The 19,024-nt window shown below is 69.2% G+C and carries 15 protein-coding genes; 8 read left to right on the top strand and 7 right to left on the bottom strand.

Going from position 1 to position 19,024, the window contains the following annotated elements; translation table 11 throughout:
* Window positions 1–58 precede the first annotated feature (58 nt).
* Window positions 59–805: a hypothetical protein gene (locus tag KZI27_RS08460; RefSeq protein WP_222660569.1), complete on the bottom strand. Its 747-nt coding sequence runs from the start codon at window positions 803–805 to the stop codon at window positions 59–61.
* A 163-nt stretch (window positions 806–968) separates the two neighbouring features.
* On the opposite strand from KZI27_RS08460, the gene KZI27_RS08455 reads away from it, so the two are divergent.
* The 4 genes from KZI27_RS08455 to KZI27_RS08440 all read left to right on the top strand — a co-directional run bounded on the left by KZI27_RS08455 (window position 969) and on the right by KZI27_RS08440 (window position 8,289).
* A complete protein-coding gene (locus KZI27_RS08455; protein ID WP_222660568.1) occupies window positions 969–3,032 on the top strand; it encodes a nuclease-related domain-containing DEAD/DEAH box helicase in 2,064 nt (687 codons plus the stop codon).
* 44 nt (window positions 3,033–3,076) lie between these two features.
* Window positions 3,077–4,069 carry a hypothetical protein gene (locus KZI27_RS08450; RefSeq protein WP_222660567.1) on the top strand — a complete coding sequence of 331 codons (993 nt, stop codon included), beginning with the start codon at window positions 3,077–3,079 and terminating at the stop codon, window positions 4,067–4,069.
* Window positions 4,062–5,522: a hypothetical protein gene (locus KZI27_RS08445; RefSeq protein ID WP_222660566.1), complete on the top strand. Its 1,461-nt coding sequence runs from the start codon at window positions 4,062–4,064 to the stop codon at window positions 5,520–5,522. The genes KZI27_RS08450 and KZI27_RS08445 overlap by 8 nt, the downstream gene beginning before the upstream one ends.
* Before the next feature lie 79 nt (window positions 5,523–5,601).
* A complete protein-coding gene (locus tag KZI27_RS08440; protein ID WP_222660565.1) occupies window positions 5,602–8,289 on the top strand; it encodes a DEAD/DEAH box helicase in 2,688 nt (895 codons plus the stop codon).
* Between the two features lie 72 nt (window positions 8,290–8,361).
* On the opposite strand, the gene KZI27_RS08435 is transcribed toward KZI27_RS08440, so the two are convergent.
* Window positions 8,362–9,633, bottom strand: coding sequence for an exonuclease domain-containing protein (locus tag KZI27_RS08435; RefSeq protein ID WP_222660564.1), 1,272 nt, complete (start codon window positions 9,631–9,633; stop codon window positions 8,362–8,364).
* Between the two features lie 232 nt (window positions 9,634–9,865).
* Here KZI27_RS08435 and KZI27_RS08430 point away from each other — a divergent pair, with 232 nt between their 5' ends.
* On the top strand, window positions 9,866–10,369 hold the full coding sequence (locus tag KZI27_RS08430; protein ID WP_222660563.1) for an HNH endonuclease: 504 nt from the start codon (window positions 9,866–9,868) through the stop codon (window positions 10,367–10,369).
* A 35-nt stretch (window positions 10,370–10,404) separates the two neighbouring features.
* Here KZI27_RS08430 and KZI27_RS08425 read toward each other — a convergent pair whose 3' ends face one another.
* Window positions 10,405–11,337: an NADP-dependent oxidoreductase gene (locus tag KZI27_RS08425; protein ID WP_222660562.1), complete on the bottom strand. Its 933-nt coding sequence runs from the start codon at window positions 11,335–11,337 to the stop codon at window positions 10,405–10,407.
* A gap of 139 nt (window positions 11,338–11,476) precedes the next feature.
* Between KZI27_RS08425 and KZI27_RS08420 the strand changes: the two genes are divergently transcribed.
* Window positions 11,477–12,049, top strand: coding sequence for a hypothetical protein (locus tag KZI27_RS08420; RefSeq protein ID WP_222660561.1), 573 nt, complete (start codon window positions 11,477–11,479; stop codon window positions 12,047–12,049).
* Window positions 12,050–12,112: 63 nt separating this feature from the next.
* On the opposite strand, the gene KZI27_RS08415 is transcribed toward KZI27_RS08420, so the two are convergent.
* From KZI27_RS08415 to KZI27_RS08400, 4 genes are all read right to left on the bottom strand, one after another.
* On the bottom strand, window positions 12,113–14,146 hold the full coding sequence (locus tag KZI27_RS08415; RefSeq protein ID WP_222660560.1) for a DUF262 domain-containing protein: 2,034 nt from the start codon (window positions 14,144–14,146) through the stop codon (window positions 12,113–12,115).
* A gap of 70 nt (window positions 14,147–14,216) precedes the next feature.
* A complete protein-coding gene (locus KZI27_RS08410; protein ID WP_222660559.1) occupies window positions 14,217–14,876 on the bottom strand; it encodes an ABC transporter ATP-binding protein in 660 nt (219 codons plus the stop codon).
* A 2-nt stretch (window positions 14,877–14,878) separates the two neighbouring features.
* A complete protein-coding gene (locus KZI27_RS08405) occupies window positions 14,879–16,735 on the bottom strand; it encodes a hypothetical protein (RefSeq protein ID WP_222660558.1) in 1,857 nt (618 codons plus the stop codon).
* 32 nt (window positions 16,736–16,767) lie between these two features.
* Window positions 16,768–17,124: a lactococcin 972 family bacteriocin gene (locus KZI27_RS08400; protein ID WP_111086741.1), complete on the bottom strand. Its 357-nt coding sequence runs from the start codon at window positions 17,122–17,124 to the stop codon at window positions 16,768–16,770.
* A gap of 228 nt (window positions 17,125–17,352) precedes the next feature.
* On the opposite strand from KZI27_RS08400, the gene KZI27_RS08395 reads away from it, so the two are divergent.
* Together KZI27_RS08395 and KZI27_RS08390 are read left to right on the top strand one after the other, a co-directional pair.
* Window positions 17,353–18,192 (top strand): ABC transporter ATP-binding protein, encoded by an 840-nt coding sequence (locus tag KZI27_RS08395; protein ID WP_222660556.1) that lies wholly within the window; start codon window positions 17,353–17,355, stop codon window positions 18,190–18,192.
* Window positions 18,189–18,998, top strand: coding sequence for an ABC transporter permease (locus tag KZI27_RS08390; RefSeq protein WP_222660554.1), 810 nt, complete (start codon window positions 18,189–18,191; stop codon window positions 18,996–18,998). Before KZI27_RS08395 ends, KZI27_RS08390 begins: the two co-directional genes overlap by 4 nt.
* Window positions 18,999–19,024 lie beyond the last annotated feature (26 nt).

Genomic DNA, 19,024 nt, shown 5'->3' with positions numbered 1-19,024 from the left:
GCCTGATGCCGATAACTGCCCTGAGTATCTCCTGAACAGGGCTTTTCGTGAATAGCGATCACGGATGGCGCTGTCCGGTGTCGCGCTCTACCTCGATCGAAACTGGTTCGGCTGTCGCGTCCTCATCGATCTCCGGCGCTGCCTCGAGCATCAGCGCCACCTGCCGAACGACAGCCTCCGGGCGGTTGCGCGTCATTTCACGCTGCAGCTCGGCGATTGCTTCGTCGTCCGCGACCTGCACCGATGACAGGAGCTTCCACTGCTCGTCAGCAAACTTGCGCGCCTCGAACATCGCGCGGAAGCGGGCATACCACTCGTCCGGGCTCATCTGGGGCTTCGTGATGGCGGCGTCGGTTCCGGGAGCTGCCACCTTCCCACGCGCGGGCGGAGTGTGGACGAAGATGACGCTCGTCTCGTCTTCGTCAGCCCCTCCGACTTCACTACCTTGGCCTCGCACCTTCTTCCAGAATGACCGAACTGCTGGCAGCGCCCGCTCGTTGATCATGCGCTGCACGTGCGGCGCCGCCTTGCGGATCAGCGCATACCCGCCCGCCGCAGCGCCGATCACAGCCAGGATGAGGAGCGCCGCGGCCTGTGCATCCGCCTCTGCGTCTGAATCATCAGTCCGCGTCGTCGAGTCATAGCTGTTCTCGTCCTCGTCGTCCGGATCCTCGGGATGGAACGACGCATGATCCGACAGCTTCCCTTCGCTATCGAAGAGCAGTTGGCTCACTCCGCCGTCCTTCGCCTGCCCTGGCGTTAGCGAATCGTCGTCGTACTCGTAATACCCGTGGATCTTGACCATGTACTCCCCCCAGCGCTCGTCGAGAGTCAGTCAACACCATCGGGCCGATGGGAATTGAACTCACCGGCCAGGTCCGGCGGTTCTGCCGGCCACCGACACCATCCGGAGATCCGCTCACCACCCCGAAACGGGTACTCCCGCCTGCTCCCGCCCACCCACGAGGATGGTTCAACACCACTCGTCCCGGGGACGACGAGCGGCACCGAGGACCAGGGGCGCCCCGAGGGACCACCACGACGATGGCCCGAGCGAGACCGCCCGCATCCTCGCCCCACTCACCGGCATCGGGTACCACCTGCTCGCCGACCGCCGCTGGCCCGGCAGCCGCACGGCCCAAGTCGACATGGTCGTCGTCGGTCGCGCCGGTGTCTTCATCGTCGACACGAAGGCCTGGCGCGAGGTCGCGGTCCACGGTGACCGGATCACCCGCGGCCAAGAGGACGTCACCGACGACATCGCCCGCCTCGCCGACCTCGCGTACAGCACCGAGGCAGCACTGGCGGACACGGGACTCGCACCCGGCGAGGTCCACGCGGTCGCCGCACTCGCCGGCCAGAAGAAGATGCACGCCCGCGTCGCCTCGGTCGACGTCATCGGCGCGCACGACCTCGTCGGGCACATCACGAAGCGCGGAGCCCGACTGTCGGCATCCCGCGTCGACGAGGTCCTCGCCGCGATGCTGCACCACTTCCCCGTGATCGGCGACGGCGGAGCAACACCGCCACAGGTCGTCGTCCCGGCACCGGTACTCCCCCGCGAACCCGACGTACTCGTCCCGACGATCGATACCGCGGACGACGAGCTGACGGAACAACTGCTCGACGGGGTGCTGGAAGCGCCGATCGAGGACTGGATGGCATTCCTCGATCCGGCACAGGCCAAGCTCGTCCGCCGCAGCTTCAACGGCCCGGCACGCATCCGCGGCGCTGCAGGTACCGGCAAGACCGTCGTCGGCCTGCACCGCGCCGCGTACCTCGCACGCGCGACCGGCGGCCGCGTGCTCTTCACGACGTACATCAGCACCCTGCCGAAGGTCCTCGAATCACTCCTCGAACGCCTCGCGCCCGACATGGTCGGCCGCGTCGACTTCATGGGCGTCCACGCGTTCGCCACGCGCCTGCTGAAGGAACGCGGGATCGCGTTCCGCGCTCCTGGACGGGAGGCCCAGCTCGCGTTCGACGACGCGTGGAACGCAATCCGCGCCTCCAGTCCATTGCGGTCGTCGCGATTCTCACGCTCGTACTGGGAAGACGAGATCAAGCACGTCATCAAGGGCCACGGCCTGTCGCGGTTCGACGAGTACGCGGACCTGGCTCGCATCGGGCGCAAGCACGCGCTCCCGCTGGAGACGCGGCAAGCCGTTTGGGACCTGTACGAGGCGTACGCGCGCGGGCTGCGCGAGCGCCGGGCGCACGACTGGGAGGACATCGTCCTCCTCGCTCGCGACGCGGTCCGCGCGGTGCCGCTCGAGCGGTACGACGCGGTCATCGTCGACGAGGCGCAGGACCTGTCCTGCGCGATGGTCGCGCTGGTGCACCAGCTCGTCGGTGACCGTACCGACGGACTGACACTCATCGGTGACGGCCAGCAGACCATCTACCCCGGCGGGTACACGCTCGGCGAGGTGGGCATCAACCTGTCGGGTCGCGGCGTGGTGCTCGACGTCAACCATCGGAACACCGCTGAGATCCTCGAGTTCGCGAAGGAGATGGTGGCGGACGACCAGTTCGTGGACATCGAGGGCGTCGACGGGGTCGGTGACGCGGTGTCCGACGTCTCGCGCTCCGGTGCTGCTCCGACCGTGACGCGCTTCGCGAGCCGCGCGGACCACGACCGCGCGATGCTCGACCGGCTGACCGAGGTTCTTCGGTTTGTCGGGACGGGTCACGGGGACGTCGGCATCCTCACGGCGACGAACCGACAGGCGGACGACGTCTTGGAGGTTCTTGGGCGAGCCGGTGTGCCGACCGTCTCACTGCAGCAGTACGCGGGTCGAAGCTCGGACGCGGTCCGTGTGGGGACCGTCAAACGTGCGAAGGGCCTCGAGTTCAAACAGGTGCTGCTCGCGCACGTCGATCCCCGGCTGCTCGATGCTGCCCCGGCCGAGCCGACCGAGACCGAACGAGAGCGGCGGGAGCGAGGCCGCCGGGAGCTCTACGTTGGGATGACACGAGCACGAGATGGTCTGTGGGTGGGCGTCCGGAGCGGTGCCCCGCGCAGCCGCTGAGCGTTCCCGTGCACGTCGAAGTCGAGCGATCCAGGAGAGGCGCGTTGGTCGAACCGTTCAACCCGAAGAAGGTCCGGGACACCTTGGCGAAGTCGCTCGACGACGTCGGGAAGGTCGCCCGCGGCGCCTCGGCACACATCGTCGACCAGGCGACCGATCTCCGGGACGCCACCGTGCACGTTGTCGAGAAGCTGACGGCGGACGATCCACTCTCGTACGAAGAAGCAGTCGTCGCGTACAACGGCGCGTTCACGGCGATGAACGACAAGGGCTTGTCGCTCCTCCGACAACGTGAGCGCTCGGCAGACCTGCTCGAACTCGTCGAGTTGCTCGTGAACAGCATCGCCAACACCCCGAAGTCCTTCGCGACCGCGTTCGAGGTGGTGGACCTGCACCGGGCCGCGTTCCTCGATGCGGAGGAGTTCGCACGGATGGACCTCGAGGCCGCGCGGGCATCCGCAGCGGGTGCCGGCGCCGGGCTCTCGGCGGGAGCGGCGGTCGCGAGCATGGCCCCGAGCGCTGCGATCTGGGTCGCGACGACCTTCGGCGCAGCGTCGACGGGCACCGCGATCTCGACGCTCTCGGGCGCTGCCGCCACCAACGCCGCGCTGGCCTGGCTCGGCGGTGGAGCGGTTGCGGTCGGCGGCGGTGGAACCGCCGCGGGGACGGCACTCCTGGCGCTCGCCGGCCCGATCGGCTGGACGGTGGCGGGCGCGGCGTTGCTCACGTCGATCGTGCTCTTCACGAAGAAGCGGTTCGAGCACCGCGAGGCGAAGCAGCAGGCGCTGACCGCCGTCAAGCAGAACACCGCGATCGTCGACGGACTGGACGCGCAGATCGCCGATCTCCTCCAGCGGAGCACGTCCGCCCGCGAACTCGTGCGCACCAACTACGTCTCGGCGCAGGAGCTGTTCGCGAGTGACTTCCGTGCGCTCTCCGCGACCCAACGCTCCCGGCTCGCAGCGCTCGTGAACACGGCGACGGCGGCTGCGGGCCTGCTCAGCGAACGAGTCGTGCAGCGAGTCGCCGATGCGTGACAGGACGGAGCACGTCGAGCACTCCCAAGGGCAAGCGGTCGCGGCCTGGGTGGCGCACCTCAACCAACTCCGACTCGACGCCCTGGTCCAGCGCTTGCGTGCGCAGACCGGCAACCTCGAGGACGCCCTTGCCACCGTCGATGCAGCCATGCGGAAGATCGACACCGAGATCGTGGCCAAGAACCGAGGTGCGACGAAGGGCATGCACGGGTTCATCGCCGAGATCGCCGAGGTCGGTGTCGGCAACGCGCGGGCGCAGGTCGTCGGCGAGGACGGCGTCCACCAGTGGGTGAACGACAACAGCCCGGTGGACCTCCTGCGCGACGGGGTGGCCATCCAGCAGAAGTTCAGCGCCTCGGGCGGGTGGTTCAGTCTCCGCGCGGTCGAGCAGCACCTCGACAAGTACCCCGACTACATCAGGAACGGCGGGCGGTATCAGATCCCGGCGGACCACTACGAGACGGTGCGGACGCTCCACACGATGGCGCCCACCGATGCGGGAAGGCTCGTGACGAGCGGCGACTCCGGACCCTCGTTCACTGACTGGCAGCGCGTGCAGGAGTTCTTCGCGACGAGCGACGTCTCGATCGAGTCCCTCGAGCCATCGACGTTCGACTACCGAGACGTGCAGCGTGGCGTGTACGACCGCACGCTCGACGCCGAGCGAGACTCGCTCCGTGCGACGGATCGCACACGCCGTGAAGACGCCCACGCCGCGAGCCGTCCGACACTGCGACAGGGGGTGGCGACCACCGCGATGGCGTCGGCTGTCGAAGGCGGGACCGCGTTCGTGCTCGGCGTCGTCCGGAAGCGCCGTGCGGGGAAGGGGATCGCGGACTTCACCGACGAGGACTGGACCGAGATCGCGGCCGAATCCGGTACCGGGTTCCTCACGGGTGCCGTCCGAGGCGCCAGCGTCTACTCGCTCACGAACCTCACCGCGACCCCTGCGGCCGTCGCGAGCGCGATGGTCACGTCGGGATTCGGCATCGCGGCGTTGGCCAACAGGCTGCGCGGTGGTGAGCTCACAGAGGCCGAGTTCATCGAGGGTGCGGAGCTCATCTGCCTGGAGAGCGCGATCAGCGCGCTGTCCTCCGTCGTGGGCCAGGCAGTCGTCCCGATCCCGGTGCTCGGTGCCGTCATCGGCTCCACGGTCGGCACGGTCATGTACCAGTCGGTCTCGTCCTCGCTCGCACACCGTGAGGCAGCGCTCATCGACCGGTACCGCGCCGAACAGCGCGCCCTGGAAGAACAGCTGGCTGTCGAACACCAACGGCTCCTCGAACAGCTCCGGTCGACCACGTCGGTGTACCTCGCCGTGCTCGACCGGGCGTTCTCGCCGGACGTCGACGTGGCTCTGCAGGGGTCGATCGAACTCGCGGTCCACGTCGGCGTGGCTCCGGAGCAGGTCCTCGATACGGAGGACAAGACGTGGGCCTACTTCACGGAGTGATCCGCCGCACCAAGCGTCCCGAGGACAGCGATGTCGGGGTCCCGTGCCACGATGAGACCGACAACCGGGGAGGGCGGCGATGGTCGAGAGAGTGATCCGCGAGCGGCTGCAGGTGCTGGCGGAGGTCGCAGCTGAGGTACGACGCCATCGTGCGTCCGTGGAGGACGCCGCCGCCTCGGCTCGCGCGGAGCTGCTCGGCCGTCGCTTCACGGTGCGCGGTCCAGCGCTGTCGTGCTCGGTGCTCCCGCTGCGCGCGGACGACGGCGGTCTGGCTTCGGCACTCGCCGACGCCGCGCGACTCCCCCGCACCGATCTCCACGCCGATTCCGTCGTGACGGTGCTCACGACGGACGTACCGGCGGCGCTCGAGGACGACCGCGCCGCGTCCGGCATCGCCGGCTTGCTCGCGGGCAGAGACCGCCGTGCAGCCGGTGTCCGCGCCGAGCAGTTCCTCACGACGACCCACGCGTGGCTGGAGGAGACCGGTGCCGTGCGCACGCTCAAAGCGCTCGACACCCGTCATCGCCGTGGTGCCGACCTGACGGTGGAGGCGCTCCTCGAGACCGACGGGCCGCTCCTCACCGCCACCAAGGACCTCGGCCCAGCAGCGCTGCTCGACCTCGGCGCGATGGCGCACCTGCCCACGACGGTCGAGACGCTCCGGACCGTGATCGACACGGAGCGCGCCGCGCGAGCGAGCGTCCTGGATGCCAGTCACCGCGTCCGTTCCGACGCGGCCCGACGCGAACTCCGCGGCATGGACATCGATCGGCTGCGCGACGTCACCCGAGACCAGCTCCGCCTCGGTGCCGTTCGTGACGCCGGCATCAGCACGGTCGGCGATCTCCTCCGTTCCCCGGTCGTCGCCGGGCAGCTCCCCGGGATCGGTGAGACCACCGCGGCTCGCATCAACGCCGCCGCCCGGTCCCTGCAGGACGCAGCGCTCGACGGGGCAGCGGTGCAGATCGATGCGCGGTGTCAGGACACGGCGAGCGTCGCCCTGGTCTCGTCACTCCGCCGCTGGGAAGCAGCCAAGTTCGGCGCTGGCGAGCACACCGCGTCCTTGGTCGAGGAACTCACCCCGATCGCGGATGCGGTGTCGCGGGGCGCGGTCCTCGGCATCGTCCACCAACCCGGTGCTCTCGCATCCGGCTCCTTCAACCCTGCCGAAGGCGCAGCTGAGCGAATCGAGGTGGACGTCGACGACGCCCGGCAGCGTGCGATCGCCGTCGTCGGTGACCGGGACCGGGTCGCGACGACGGACGACTGGAGCGACTTCCTGGATCGCCCGGCGAGCTACTTCGCGTTGCTCGACGAGATCGGGGTCACCGACTCGACGACGGCCGGTCGCGGGCTCCTCCCCGAAGGGCTCATCGAGCAGGTCGAGCAGTTCCGTCTGGACACCTCGTTGCTGTCGGCATCGCTGCGCGGCTACCAGCGCTTCGGGGCGGCGTTCGCCCTGGTGCAGGACCGGGTCGTCATCGGGGACGAAATGGGGTTGGGCAAGACCGTCGAAGCCCTCGCCGTCCTGGCGCACATCGCTGCCACGACCACCGGCTCTCTCCCGCACTTCGTCGTCATCTGCCCCGCTGCGGTGGTCGCGAACTGGCTGCGGGAGACCGAGCGGCACACCTCGGTCCCCGCCTTCCGGCTGCACGGGCCTGAACGTTCTCGTGGCGTCGCCGACTGGCTTGCCGCCGGTGGCGTCGCCGTCACCACGTTCGAGACCCTCGGATGGGTGCGGACCCAGGTCCCCGAGGACCTCGGATTCGCCACGGTGATCGTCGACGAGGCGCACTACGTCAAGAACCCGGATGCGAAGCGCACGAAGAACACCAGAGCGCTGCTCGAACGCTCGGAGCGGGTCCTGCTCATGTCCGGCACGCCGCTGGAGAACCGAGTCGAGGAGTTCCGCGTCCTCATCGACCACATCCGACCGGACCTCGTCGTGGACGGCGGCGACGACAGCCCGCTGACCTTCCGGAAGCAGATCGCCCCGGTGTACCTGCGTCGGAGCCAAGCGGACGTCCTCACGGAGCTCCCGGAGCTGGTGGAGGTCGAGGAGTGGACGGACCTGACGCAGGTCGAGGCCGACCGGTACGTCGCGGCCGTCGATGCCGGCGACTTCCACGGCATGCGGCAGCTCGCGATGCTCGAGGGCTCGTCGTCGAGCAAGGTCCAGTCGCTCCTCGACGTGGTCGAGGAAGCGCGCGCGAACGGGAGGAAGACGATCGTCTTCTCGCACTACCGCGCTGTCCTGCAGGCGGTGCTCCGGTCGGTGGACGGCGTCACGTTCGGTCCGCTGAGCGGGTCGACCTCACCCTCCGAGCGACAAGCGATGGTCGATGAGTTCTCCGCTGCCGCCCCGGGAGCGGTGCTCGTCGCACAGATCATCGCCGGCGGAGTGGGTCTGAACATCCAGGCCGCCTCGGTCGTCGTCATCTGCGAGCCTCAGTTGAAGCCCACGACGGAGTGGCAGGCGATCGCCCGGGCACGACGGATGGGGCAGCTCGACACCGTGCAGGTGCACCGCCTGTTGTCGGAGGACGGCGTCGACGCTGCGCTCGTGCGGCTGCTCGCCCGCAAGTCGAAGACGTTCGCCGACTTCGCGGCGGTCAGCGAGACCGCGCACGCGTCAGTCCAGGCGTTCGACATCTCGGAGACGCAGCTCATCACCCAGGTCCTCGCGGGAGAACGCGCCCGTCTCTCCGAAGTGCCCCAGCGCGAAGCGCCGGAGTCTGCGGCTGACGAGAACCGATCCGCCTGAGCCCCGCTCGTCGGGCCTCGCGACTCCGTCGCGTAATCGGAGTTGCGGGCCGACACTCCGACGATGGTGAGATCAGGCGCGTGCCGCCGCCGCGAGCGCGCCTTCCAGGACATCTTCCTCGATGATCGGGATCCCGTACTGCCGCGCCTTGCGGGCTTTCCCCGAAAGGCTGTCCGCGTCCGCCGCGATCAGCACGGTCGTCTTCTTCGTGACGTTCGGGGCGGTTCGGATGCCGAGTCGAGCGAGGTCCGCCTCGATCTCGTTCCGGCCACGTCGCATGTCGCCGGTGAGCGTCACGATGCTGTTCTCGTCGAGGTCGATCGCACCGGTCGCATCCCCCGAATCAGCGATGTGTGCCGCCGAGAACGAGTTCGCGCCCATCCGCGCGGGCTGCCGGCCGTGGACCGCACGCTCGAGCTGGTCGTTCGACACGCCGAGGAGGCGCGCAACCCGCTCCAGCTGCAGGTGGTCCTGGATCGACAGCACGCCGTCGGCCCACACGGCGTCGACGAGGTCCCCGAAGTACTGCTGGTGCAGAGCAGCCCGCATCGGAGCTCCGAGCCCGAACTCCGCAGCGAACTCGTTGACCTGTTCGGCGTCCGTCGCCGCGAGCATGTCTCCGGAGACCGCCCTGTCGAGGACGGCCGCGTACAGCAGTGCGCCAGTGTTGCCCTCCAGCGCCGGCAGGAAGTCCGTCGCGCGGTCGACCCGACTGCGTTCGGCAGTCGCGCCGCCGCGCCGACGGGCGGTCCACGGCTGATCGGTGCCGCGGACGCCCGGCCACTGCAGCCCGACCGCGGCTTCGCCCCACGTTCCCCACCGCGGATCGTGCGGTGCGGAACCGATGTAGGCGCCGAGCAGCTGAGCGGTGGCTCGTGCGTCGGCGAGCGCCTCGTGCGCGTCGACGAGGTCGATGTCGTACGCGCTGCAGCAGTCGGCGAGCTTCCGGCCGGAACCGGGCAGGAACTCCTGCGCGAGTCGCATGGTGCAGAGCGCAGTGCTGGCCTGCTTGAACGGCGAGCGATGGCCGAGTCGTTCGAACTCGGCGTGGAGGAAACGTGCCTCGAAGGCGGCGTTGTGGGCGACCACGACTCGTCCGCGCAGACGGTCGACGAGATCACCGGCGATGTCGGCGAAGGCGGGAGCCCCGACCATGTCGGCACCGCGGATCTGGTGGATGTGCACCGGCCCGAGGTCGCGCCCCGGGTTCACGACGGTCTCGAACGTGCGCTCGATCGCCCCGTCCGGTGCGACGTGCACGATGCCGATCTCGATCACCCGATGCCCGTACGACGGGGCGAGCCCGGTGGTCTCGAGGTCGATGACGGCGTACCCGTTGTGCATTGTCTTCCCCTCGTCGCGCGCGCGGACGACATCCCCGGTCCGCGGAACCATCTTGATGCCACCCACTGACGCTCCGCGAGTTCCCGTTCGAGGGTGAGGCGAGCGGCCGCCCTCCCCGAACTGGGTGCTAGCCGACCAGTTCGCCGTCCCGCCATGATGGTCGGCGGAAAACGACAGCGACCGAGGGGAACACGTGCTGCGTAGGGCTGAGAACGTATCGATGAGGCATCGCGTGAACGTGTTCACGCGCAAGGGGCGGGTCGAACTCACCGTCGGTCGGTCCACGTACTACGTCGGTTCCAAGCTGCGGAAGGACGAACTCAGCGCTGCGTTCGCGACGTCGGACGACCGCCCGGTCAAGATCGGCCGAGTCAAGGAACGGCAGTACTGGTGGTTCCGGGGCCGCTGGTTCTGGGACAACGACGGCTTGCTGTCTGAACAGGTCTTCGCCCTACTCGAGACCCGAGACCGCCGACAGGCCGCCACCATCGCCCGCGCGCACACGATCGCGAACAGCCCGGTCGAGCCCGTGCAGCGCCGTCGCGGAGCAGTTCCCCGAGACATCCAGGAGCTGGTGTGGGCCCGCGATGGTGGCCGCTGCAACTGGTGCGGTACGACGTCGGAGCTCCAGTTCGACCACATCATCCCGTTCTCCAGGGGTGGCAGCAACGAGCCGGAGAACCTGCAGGTGCTCTGCGGACCGTGCAACCGCAGGAAGGGCGTCGCCCTGGGCTGAACGAGGACTTGCTCAAGTCGCGTGAAAAGTGAGGGTCACCAAGTCAGCACGAACCTCCCCCGCGTTCCCCCAGCCTCCAACCGCTCATGCGCCTCCCCAGCCCGCGCAGCCGGCAGCACCTCCGCCACCCGCGGCGTCAACGTCCCACTCTCCACCGCGTGCCGCAGCTGCTCGAGCTTGTCGAACGACCGGTACTCCGAGAACACCATGACCCGCACGAACTCGATCCCCCGAGCCCCGTCGCCCTGCCACCCACGCACGTCGAAGAACACTCCGCCGTCGCGAACGGCATCGACGACGACCCCACGCTGCACCGCAGCATCGGCGAGCGCATCGACCCCGTCCGGCACGAGCGCACGCACAGCGGCGGCGAACCCATCGCCGCGCGGCACGATGTGGTCCGGCCCGAGCGACCGCACCAGCGCCTCGTCCTTCTCAGCTGCATCCGCGATCACGATCATCCCGGCGGCCTTCGCCAGCTGCACCACGTAGTTCCCGAGCAGCCCAGCGGCCCCGGTCACGGCGAGCGTCTGTCCCGGCGCGAGCGAGGCGTGCGACAGGATCTGCAACGCCGTCAGCCCGTTCATCGGCACTGTGGCGGCAAGCGGAAGCGACGTCCCACGAGGGATCCGCGTGAACGACCCAACCGGCGCGACGAGCTCCTGCACGTAGGCGCCACCGTGGGCGGTGAGCGGCAGCGCGATCGCCATGACCTCGTCGCCGACCTGCCATCCGGTGACGTCGGGCCCGACCTCGTCGATGACGCCGGCGGCGTCCATCCCGGGCACGTACGGCGGTGAGGCCTGCGAGCTGTCCCGCTCCCCGGCACGCACCCCTGTATCGGTCGGGTTCACGGCGAACGCCTGCACCCGGATCCGCACGGACCCCGCGCCGGCGTGCGGCTCCGGCATCTCGTGGATTGCGAGGGCCTCCGGCCCTCCGAACTGTTCGACTCCGACGACCTGCATCCTCCCGGTCTACGCGGACGTTGCTTGACGCAACCTGACGCGACCCGCGATCGGACGGGAGGCACGGCGCCAGGCCGCCACGGGCCTCCAGTCCGTCACGGGGTGACGTCCACTGCGCGTGGTGCGCCATGCTGACAGCGTGCGTTTCGACGAACTCCTCCCCCGGCCCGACGGCCCCGCGATCGCCGAGGAGCTCGCCGCGCTCCGCCGACCCGCCCGGTACGTCCTCGAGGGCATCCACCAGGAGTCACGGCAGAAGTACTCGCAGTTCCGCGTCGACGTCGATGAGGCCGCGCAGACCTGGACCTTGGTCCGCCAGCGCGCCAAGCCGGTCTCCTACCGCGACGGCGTGCTGCACGAGCCCGACGACGGCCCGATCGAGGTGTCGTTCGCCCGGAGCATGGTCTCGTCTCCCGTCGTCCGGATGGCAGTCCCCGACCTGATGCTCCGGTGGGGCCGCGCCTCGGACGACGTCCACCCGATCCTGGTCCAGCACGTCGGCGAGCACTCGATCCTGGTGACCTTCGAGCACGGCGAGGACCCGGCGTTCCGCTCGACGCTGGTGATCGACGAGCGAGACGGCATCGCCCGCCGTTCGTACGAGTACGGCGAGGCCACGATCATCACGAGCGTGCGGACCGCCGAGCCGGACGAGGTCCTGCCCCGCGCCCGCTTCGTGCAACCGACGGACTGGATCCGGCCGCAGTACTGAGACGTTGACGGTTCCGGTTCACGATCCCCGACGATCGCGAACCAGAACCGTCAGTGCTTCGGCTCACTCGTCGATGAGGCCGATCCGCGCCGCGAGCGCAGCGGTCGACAGCCGATCTCGAGCGCGTGCGACGCCGCTCGCCGAGAAAGCGAGTCCCTCGGCCTCGAGGACGGCCCGGGGATCGCGGCCGTCCGCCGGGTCCGGCCAGCGGAACCCCGGCGCCACGGTGCCACTCCCCTGCAGGACCCGATGTGTCCCGTGGATGTGCGTTCCCGCCAGGTGCGCGCCGACCGCAGCGGGGTGCGTGCCGATGAGGGCCGCGAGGTCGCCGTACGACGTCCAGCGCCCCGCCGGGATGGCCGCGATCGCCCGGTGCACGATCGACCAGTCCCGGCGGCCGCCGACCGACCGGGCGCGCACGTTCGGGCCGGTCCACTGGCGGGTGATGCGGTCGGCGAACCACTCACTCCGTGCCAGGATCTGCGTCCGCCCCCACACCGGCGCATCGAGCAGCAGCCGGTTGAGGGCGGTGAAGCTGCTCTGCCGGTACTCCTCCTGCTTCTCGGGGAACGGGCGGTTGCCGAGCGTCGCGTTGTACCCGGTGAGCGTCAGGTTGCCGAGCGAGTGGACGAGTCGTTCGTGCACGACGTCGACGGGCTCCCCGTCGAGGTCTGCGGCGAGCGCTGCCCGCCAGTCCGGGGTCAGCGTCTGCGGCAGGACGTGCTCGATGGTGGCCCGTTCGACGTCGATCGGCTCGTTGGGGTTCAACTCCTCCTGCACCCACTTCAGGATGAGCTTTTGCTGGTTGCGGAGCCCGCGCAGGTAGAACGGCTGCGTCCGGATCGCATCGCGCACCTGTTCGTCGGTCGCGAAGTGCTTCCGGCCGGTGGAGAAGTAGTCGAGCAGCACCTGGTCGACGGGTCGGTCGTCGAGTTCCCCGCAGGCCTGCAGGATGATCCGGTTGAGTCCCTGCCCCGGCCGCCCGACGAGGGTGCGCCGGACGAGGTACGCCTCGAGGGTCGCGAGCGCCCCGGCGACCTCGGCAGAGGTACTGGTGCCGGCGGCACGACGGGACAGCAGCCGCAGGGTGAGCGGGACGGTCGTGGTGGAGGACCACTCGGCGAGGTGCCGCAGGTGCTTCCGGACGGTCGGGTCGGACTCCTGCGACGGGTCCCGGATGCGCATGAGGTGCTCGGACAGTCGGCTGAACCGTTCGATCTCGGCCAGGATCTGTTCGTCGTCCATCGCCGCCAGGCGGGCCTGCTGCGAGCTGTAGATGTCGCCCTGTTTCAGCAGTGGTTCCTCGGCCACGGCGTCCAACCAGAAGAGCAGCTCGAGGTCGTTCACGCTGAGCCGACGCTGCATCGGCAGCCACCACGACGAGTAGGCCGATTCACCTCGGTGCCCGAGTCGCATGAAGAGGTCGTTGCGCACCAGGTCGCCCTGCGTCAGCCGCATCCCCGTGTTGTTGAGGGACTCGAAGATCCGGTAGACGTTGTCCTCGTCCTTCGCGGTGATCGAGACGAAGACCAGGCCGCCGAGGACGGCGTCGCGGGTCAGTTCGAGGTCGTCGACCCGGCCGAGCTCGCGTCGGAAGTACGTGTACGCGTCGCGCACGCCGGACACCGACGCGTCGGGCTCGTCCGGCACGTCGGCACCGCCGTCGACCACGCTTCGGTACGCGTCGCGGTCCGCCTGGGTCGGCAGGAGCTTGAGCCGGGCATCGCCGGGCTTGAAGCGATCGGCGACGTACTGCTCGTGGATGCTCTCGGCGAGCACGGGCGACTCCGGACGGCGCTCCCGGAACGTGTCGCGCAGGGCGCAGAGCAGGATCGAGAGCGTCGTCAACCGCTGCTGGCCGTCGACCACGAGGAACTCCATGCCGCTCGGGACGACCGTGCCGGTCGAGAACACGAGCGACCCGGTGAAGTGCGTGGCACCGGGCTCGGTGCGTCGGGTCTCGCTGAGTTCCAGCACGTCGGCCCAGAGCCGCTCGCGTTGGCGGGCCTCCCACGCGTAGGGCCGCTGGTAGAGCGGGACGAGGTACTGCTTCGGTCCCCCGAACAGCTCTTGCAGGGTGGTCTCGCGGACGTCCATGGTCGCCTTTCGATGGGTGCTTCGTTCGGACGGGAGGCCCGGTGCCAGCTCGCTAAGCGCCTGGCGTCCGTCAGGTGGTCGCGTCGACTGCCAGCGCGAGTTCCGCGCCGGCCCATGCGATGAGCGCAGGGTCGTGGGTCGCCACGACGACGGCGCTGCCGGATGCACGCAGCGCGTCCAGACCGGCGCTGACGCGGGCCGCGCTCTCGCTGTCGAGCGACGCGGTGGGCTCATCGGCCAGGACGAGCCGTGGTCGCTGCGCCAGGACCCGTGCGACAGCGACCCGCTGCTGTTCTCCGCCACTCATCGTCCCGGCACGAGCAGTACGGCGACCACCGAGCCCGACGATCCGCAGCGCCTCGTCGATCCGGTCGCCGAGCTCGGCACGGGCGACGCCGCTCGGACGCAACACCCGCAAGTTCTGCGTGACCGTCCACTCCGGCACGACGGCGTGGTCTTGCATGACCAGGCCGACGGTGTCCCGGCGCAGCGCCCGACGTTCTCCCTCTCCTGCCGTCTGCAGAACGTTGCCATCGATGGTGATCCGCCCCCGTGTCGGTTGTTCGAGTCCTCCCAAGCAGCGGAGCATCGTGCTCTTGCCCTGCCCGGAAGGCCCGCGGAGGGCGAGGGCTTCCCCGGCGCGGAGCTGGAACGAGACGCCGTCCCAGAGGGTCCGCCCGGCGATGTCGTACCCGATCCCCTCGGCGCGGAGTCGCAGTTGCTCGGTCATCGTCAGGTCCCTTCTCGGTGGTGTGTGGCAGCGAGCAGGACCGACAGGGCCACAGCGGCGAGCACAGCGGCGGCGCCAGCCGTCCCGGCAACGTGGAGCACATCGACGGTCCCACCACCGAGCAGCACGACGGCGGTGGTTCCGGCGACGATCCCGCTCGCGGTGCACACGAACTGTCTGTGCTGCACGGCTGGGTGGCGACCGACCAGGAATCGCAGGCGTCCCGCGCGTCGACGTCGCATCCGGTGGTCGGCGACCAGGGCGGCGGCAGCGAACAGGCTCGCGAGTACGGCGCCGAGCGATGCCCCGATGACGACCACCCGCTCGGTGCGGACGGCAGCGAGCTCGCGCTCGAGCACGGCACCGACCCGGTTGATCTGGGTGACGACGTCGAGCAGGTCAGCGGCGCGGAGTTCACGGAGGAGCGTCGACCGGTCGGCGAACCGCACCTCACCGTTGCGAGCCGCCGTCCCGAGCCGGTTGGGCGGGAGGTCTCGCAGATCTGCCACCACGATCACGGGGACGTCCAGCGAGTCGGTGGTTCGTGGCGTCACCCAGTCGACCCATCGATCGGCGGACTCGACGATCGGAGCGGTCGTGTCCACCACCTCGGGGCGGATCGGAACTGTTCGGGGCGGACGAACACTGTCCACTTCCCAGCCGTCATCGAAAGCCGTACGGACGTGATCGACGACGGCGTCAGCATCGCCTGCCATGCTGCGCGGCACCAGCACGGTCACGCCGTCGCGGTTCGGAGCGGTCAGCTGCTCAGCGGCGTCGCCGGCGATCAGGAGGGCGTCCTGCATGAAGGTCGTCTGCGCCAATCCCGCGGTACCGGCGTCGAGGGCTCGACGGGCGATCTGCCCGAACGTTCGCTCCTGTTCGATGGTGTCGTTGCCGACACCCAGCACGACGTCATCGCCGTGCGGAGCCTCGCGGCTCAGCGACCGCTCGAGTGCAGTCGCCCGTCGTGCGTTCTCTGCGACAGCGCCGGCGTTCACGGTCAGGATGCCGACGAGTGCGACGCCACACAGCGAGACGACGATCGGGCGCCAGACCGGGGCCGCGAGGCTCCCGAACCTGCGACGGCCCGCGATCGAGCAGACCAGGTGCACTCCGACGACGCTGACGAGGGTGATGGGGAACACCACCGCGGCGAGCCCGGAGCTGAACGACCAGATCGTCGGCGATGCCCCGCGGACGAGCAGGTACACGGCGAGTGTTCCGCACACCAGCACGGAACAGACAACGAGCAGCCCCACGATCTCGAGAGACTCACGAGCTGCGATCTGCTTCGGCGACCACCCGGCGAGTTCGCGAAGGCGCTGTCGACTCGCGCGCCGGTCCGATTCAGCGACGAGTGCGATGACGATCCCGAGCACGACGCACGCCGAGATCGCCAGCACGCCGGGTTGCTGGATCACCGCGGGGACCAGGACATGGGCCGTCGGTGTGGCATCCACGAACCTGAATTCCGCGCCGTGCAACGCGGCGAGGAACGACCGTACTTGGTCAGGAGTCCCGTCGACGGCGTACGACCACACGATCACGGCATCACCGATGTCACTCGCAGGGTGCTCGACGACCGTCCCCCAGAACAGCGGCTCGGCGACCGAACCGGTGAACGCATACGCGTCGACCGAGTTCGGTGCACCGGAGCGGTCGGGTACAACGAGGGCCAGCGAGACGTCGTGTTCCTCGGCCAGTTCGGTGAGCTGCTCGACGTGCTCCTGTTTCGTCGGTCCGAACGGCAGGTCGACGACGTCGATCATCGTCCGTGCGGAGAGGTACCCGCTCGCCTCGCCGCTCCCGACCACGAACACGACGAGGCCGGCTACGAGCACGGGTACGGCCGCCACCGCGAGGACGGTGGCGGCCGCGAAGCTCCGGATCAGTAGATGCCCCAGAACGCCTGGTTCCCGAACAGCGCCTTCGGTCGAACGGCGCTGGCGAGCCGCCCCTTCGCGACGAGCCCAGAGGACTTCGTCTTGCCCGATGACTTGACCGCCGTGCTGTGGATGAAGCGGTGGTTCTCGAACGCCGAGACGACGTTGTCGCGGGTCACGGTGTACGACCAGAGACCACCACCGACAGCCTGCGTCCCGTTCGTGCTGACGCCATCGACGGATGCGCTTCCGCTCGTCACGGAGGAGACCTCGGCCGGTGCTGCGTGCGCGACGCCGGTCGAGAGCGCCCCCACGAGCGACACCCCGGCGATGACAGCGGACAGCTTTCCGAATCGGTTCATGGTTCGGCCTTTCTGGTTGCGACAGCGAGCTCGGATCGGCTCGACAGGAGCCAATCAGAAGAACGTCGAAATCTGAAGTTGCAGATATTCGGAATACAACATGCCCTTTCCGTGCGCGAGCACCTGATAGCGCGTCCACCGACGCGCTCGCACCATCCCCCGATCGGAGGATGCAGCACCACCGCCCCCACCGATCCCCCGCGGCACCCCACCGGCCAGGCTGGACCCATGCCCGAGTCCCCCGCCATCGAGGTCCACAACCTCAGCAAGACCTACGCCACCGGCAAGGTCGCCGTCGACGACGTCAGCTTCGTCATCCAGCCCGGCGAGACCTTCGCCCTCCTCGGTCCGAACGGCGCCGGCAAGTCCACGACGGTCGAGATCCTCGAGGGGTACCGCTCCCGCACCGCCGGCGAGGTCCGTGTCCTCGGCGTTGACCCGAACAAGGCGTCCCGACGACACAGAGAGAGAATCGGCATCGTCCTGCAGACCAGCGCCGAGTCCCCGAACGTCACCGTCGCCGAGCAGCTGCACCACTTCGCGACGCTCTACCCGAAGCACCGCAGCGTCGATGACCTCATCGCTGCGGTCGGTCTCACGGACCAGCGCAACACCCGCATCGCCCGACTCTCCGGTGGCCAGCGCCGCCGCGTCGACGTCGCCCTCGGCATCATCGGCCGCCCCGAGGTCCTGTTCCTCGACGAACCGACCACGGGCTTCGACCCCGAGGCCCGCCGGCAGTTCTGGGACCTCCTGCGCCAGGTCCAGCACGAGGGCACGACGATCCTGCTCACCACGCACTACCTCGACGAAGCTGCACAGCTCGCCGACCGGGCCGCGGTGATCGCGGACGGGAAGCTGCTCGACATCGCCCCGATCGACGAGATCGGCGGCGCCGCAGCACGCACGCCACGAGTCCGCTGGCGCGACGATGCCGGCGAACACCACGACGAACGCACGACCGACCCGACCGCACTCGTCCGCAGCAGCACCACGGCCATGCACGATCTCGAAGTCATCCGCCCGTCCCTCGAGGACGTCTACCTCGGAATGGTGGGCCAGCAGTGAACACCGCGACCAGCCGCATCTCGTACGAGATCCGCTCCTACTTCCGCGCCCCCGACGCCGTCTTCTTCACGTTCCTCTTCCCCATCATCATGCTGGCGCTCTTCTCGGTCGCGTTCGCGGACGCCGACCCGATCCGCGCCATCGCCGGCAACGGGCGACCGATCAGCGTCGACTACGCCACCTACTACCTGCCCGGGCTGGTCGCGACGGGCATCCTGCTCTCCGGCACCCAGTCCCTCGGCGTCGACATCGCCACCGAACGCAGCGACGGCACGCTGAAGCGTCTCGGCGGCACACCCCTGCCGGTCCTGAGCTACTTCGTCGGCAAGATCGGCATGGTCCTCGTCACGACCATCGTGCAGACGGCGTTGCTGCTCGGGATCGCGAGCCTCGTGTTCGGCGTCGACCTCCCGACCGCGGCGAGCAACTGGGGCGTCTTCGCGGGCGTGATGGTCCTCGGCATCGCGACCAGCTGCGTCCTCGGCATCGCGATCTCGGCGCTCCCCCGCGAGGGCCGCCGCGCCACCGCCACGATCGTCCCCATCGTCCTGGTGCTGCAGTTCATCTCCGGCGTCTACCTGCCCTTCACGCAACTGCCCGACTGGCTGCAGAACGTCGCGTCCGTCTTCCCCCTGCGCTGGATGGCGTCCGGCATGCGGTCCGTCTTCCTGCCCGGCGCGTTCGCGTCCGCCGAGCCGGGAGGCGCGTGGCACCTCGCCCTCGGAACGCTCGTGTTGGTCGCGTGGCTGGTCGGGGGCACGGTGGCCTGCGCCCTCACCTTCCGCTGGAACCGCAAGGACTCCTGATGGGGCCTGTGGAGAACCGCTCCGCG

Source organism: Curtobacterium sp. TC1 (assembly GCF_019844075.1).
Classification (GTDB): Bacteria; Actinomycetota; Actinomycetes; order Actinomycetales; family Microbacteriaceae; genus Curtobacterium.
The sequence above is the reverse complement of the archived record's forward strand: the minus strand, read 5'-3'. Positions and strand labels throughout refer to the sequence as shown.

Coding starts and splice junctions, on each gene's coding strand:
- KZI27_RS08460 (WP_222660569.1), bottom strand. CDS start 805: ATGGTCAAGATCCACGGGTATTACGAGTACGACGACGATTCGCTAACG.
- KZI27_RS08455 (WP_222660568.1), top strand. CDS start 969: ATGGTTCAACACCACTCGTCCCGGGGACGACGAGCGGCACCGAGGACC.
- KZI27_RS08445 (WP_222660566.1), top strand. CDS start 4,062: ATGCGTGACAGGACGGAGCACGTCGAGCACTCCCAAGGGCAAGCGGTC.
- KZI27_RS08440 (WP_222660565.1), top strand. CDS start 5,602: ATGGTCGAGAGAGTGATCCGCGAGCGGCTGCAGGTGCTGGCGGAGGTC.
- KZI27_RS08435 (WP_222660564.1), bottom strand. CDS start 9,633: ATGCACAACGGGTACGCCGTCATCGACCTCGAGACCACCGGGCTCGCC.
- KZI27_RS08425 (WP_222660562.1), bottom strand. CDS start 11,337: ATGCAGGTCGTCGGAGTCGAACAGTTCGGAGGGCCGGAGGCCCTCGCA.
- KZI27_RS08415 (WP_222660560.1), bottom strand. CDS start 14,146: ATGGACGTCCGCGAGACCACCCTGCAAGAGCTGTTCGGGGGACCGAAG.
- KZI27_RS08410 (WP_222660559.1), bottom strand. CDS start 14,876: ATGACCGAGCAACTGCGACTCCGCGCCGAGGGGATCGGGTACGACATC.
- KZI27_RS08400 (WP_111086741.1), bottom strand. CDS start 17,124: ATGAACCGATTCGGAAAGCTGTCCGCTGTCATCGCCGGGGTGTCGCTC.
- KZI27_RS08395 (WP_222660556.1), top strand. CDS start 17,353: ATGCCCGAGTCCCCCGCCATCGAGGTCCACAACCTCAGCAAGACCTAC.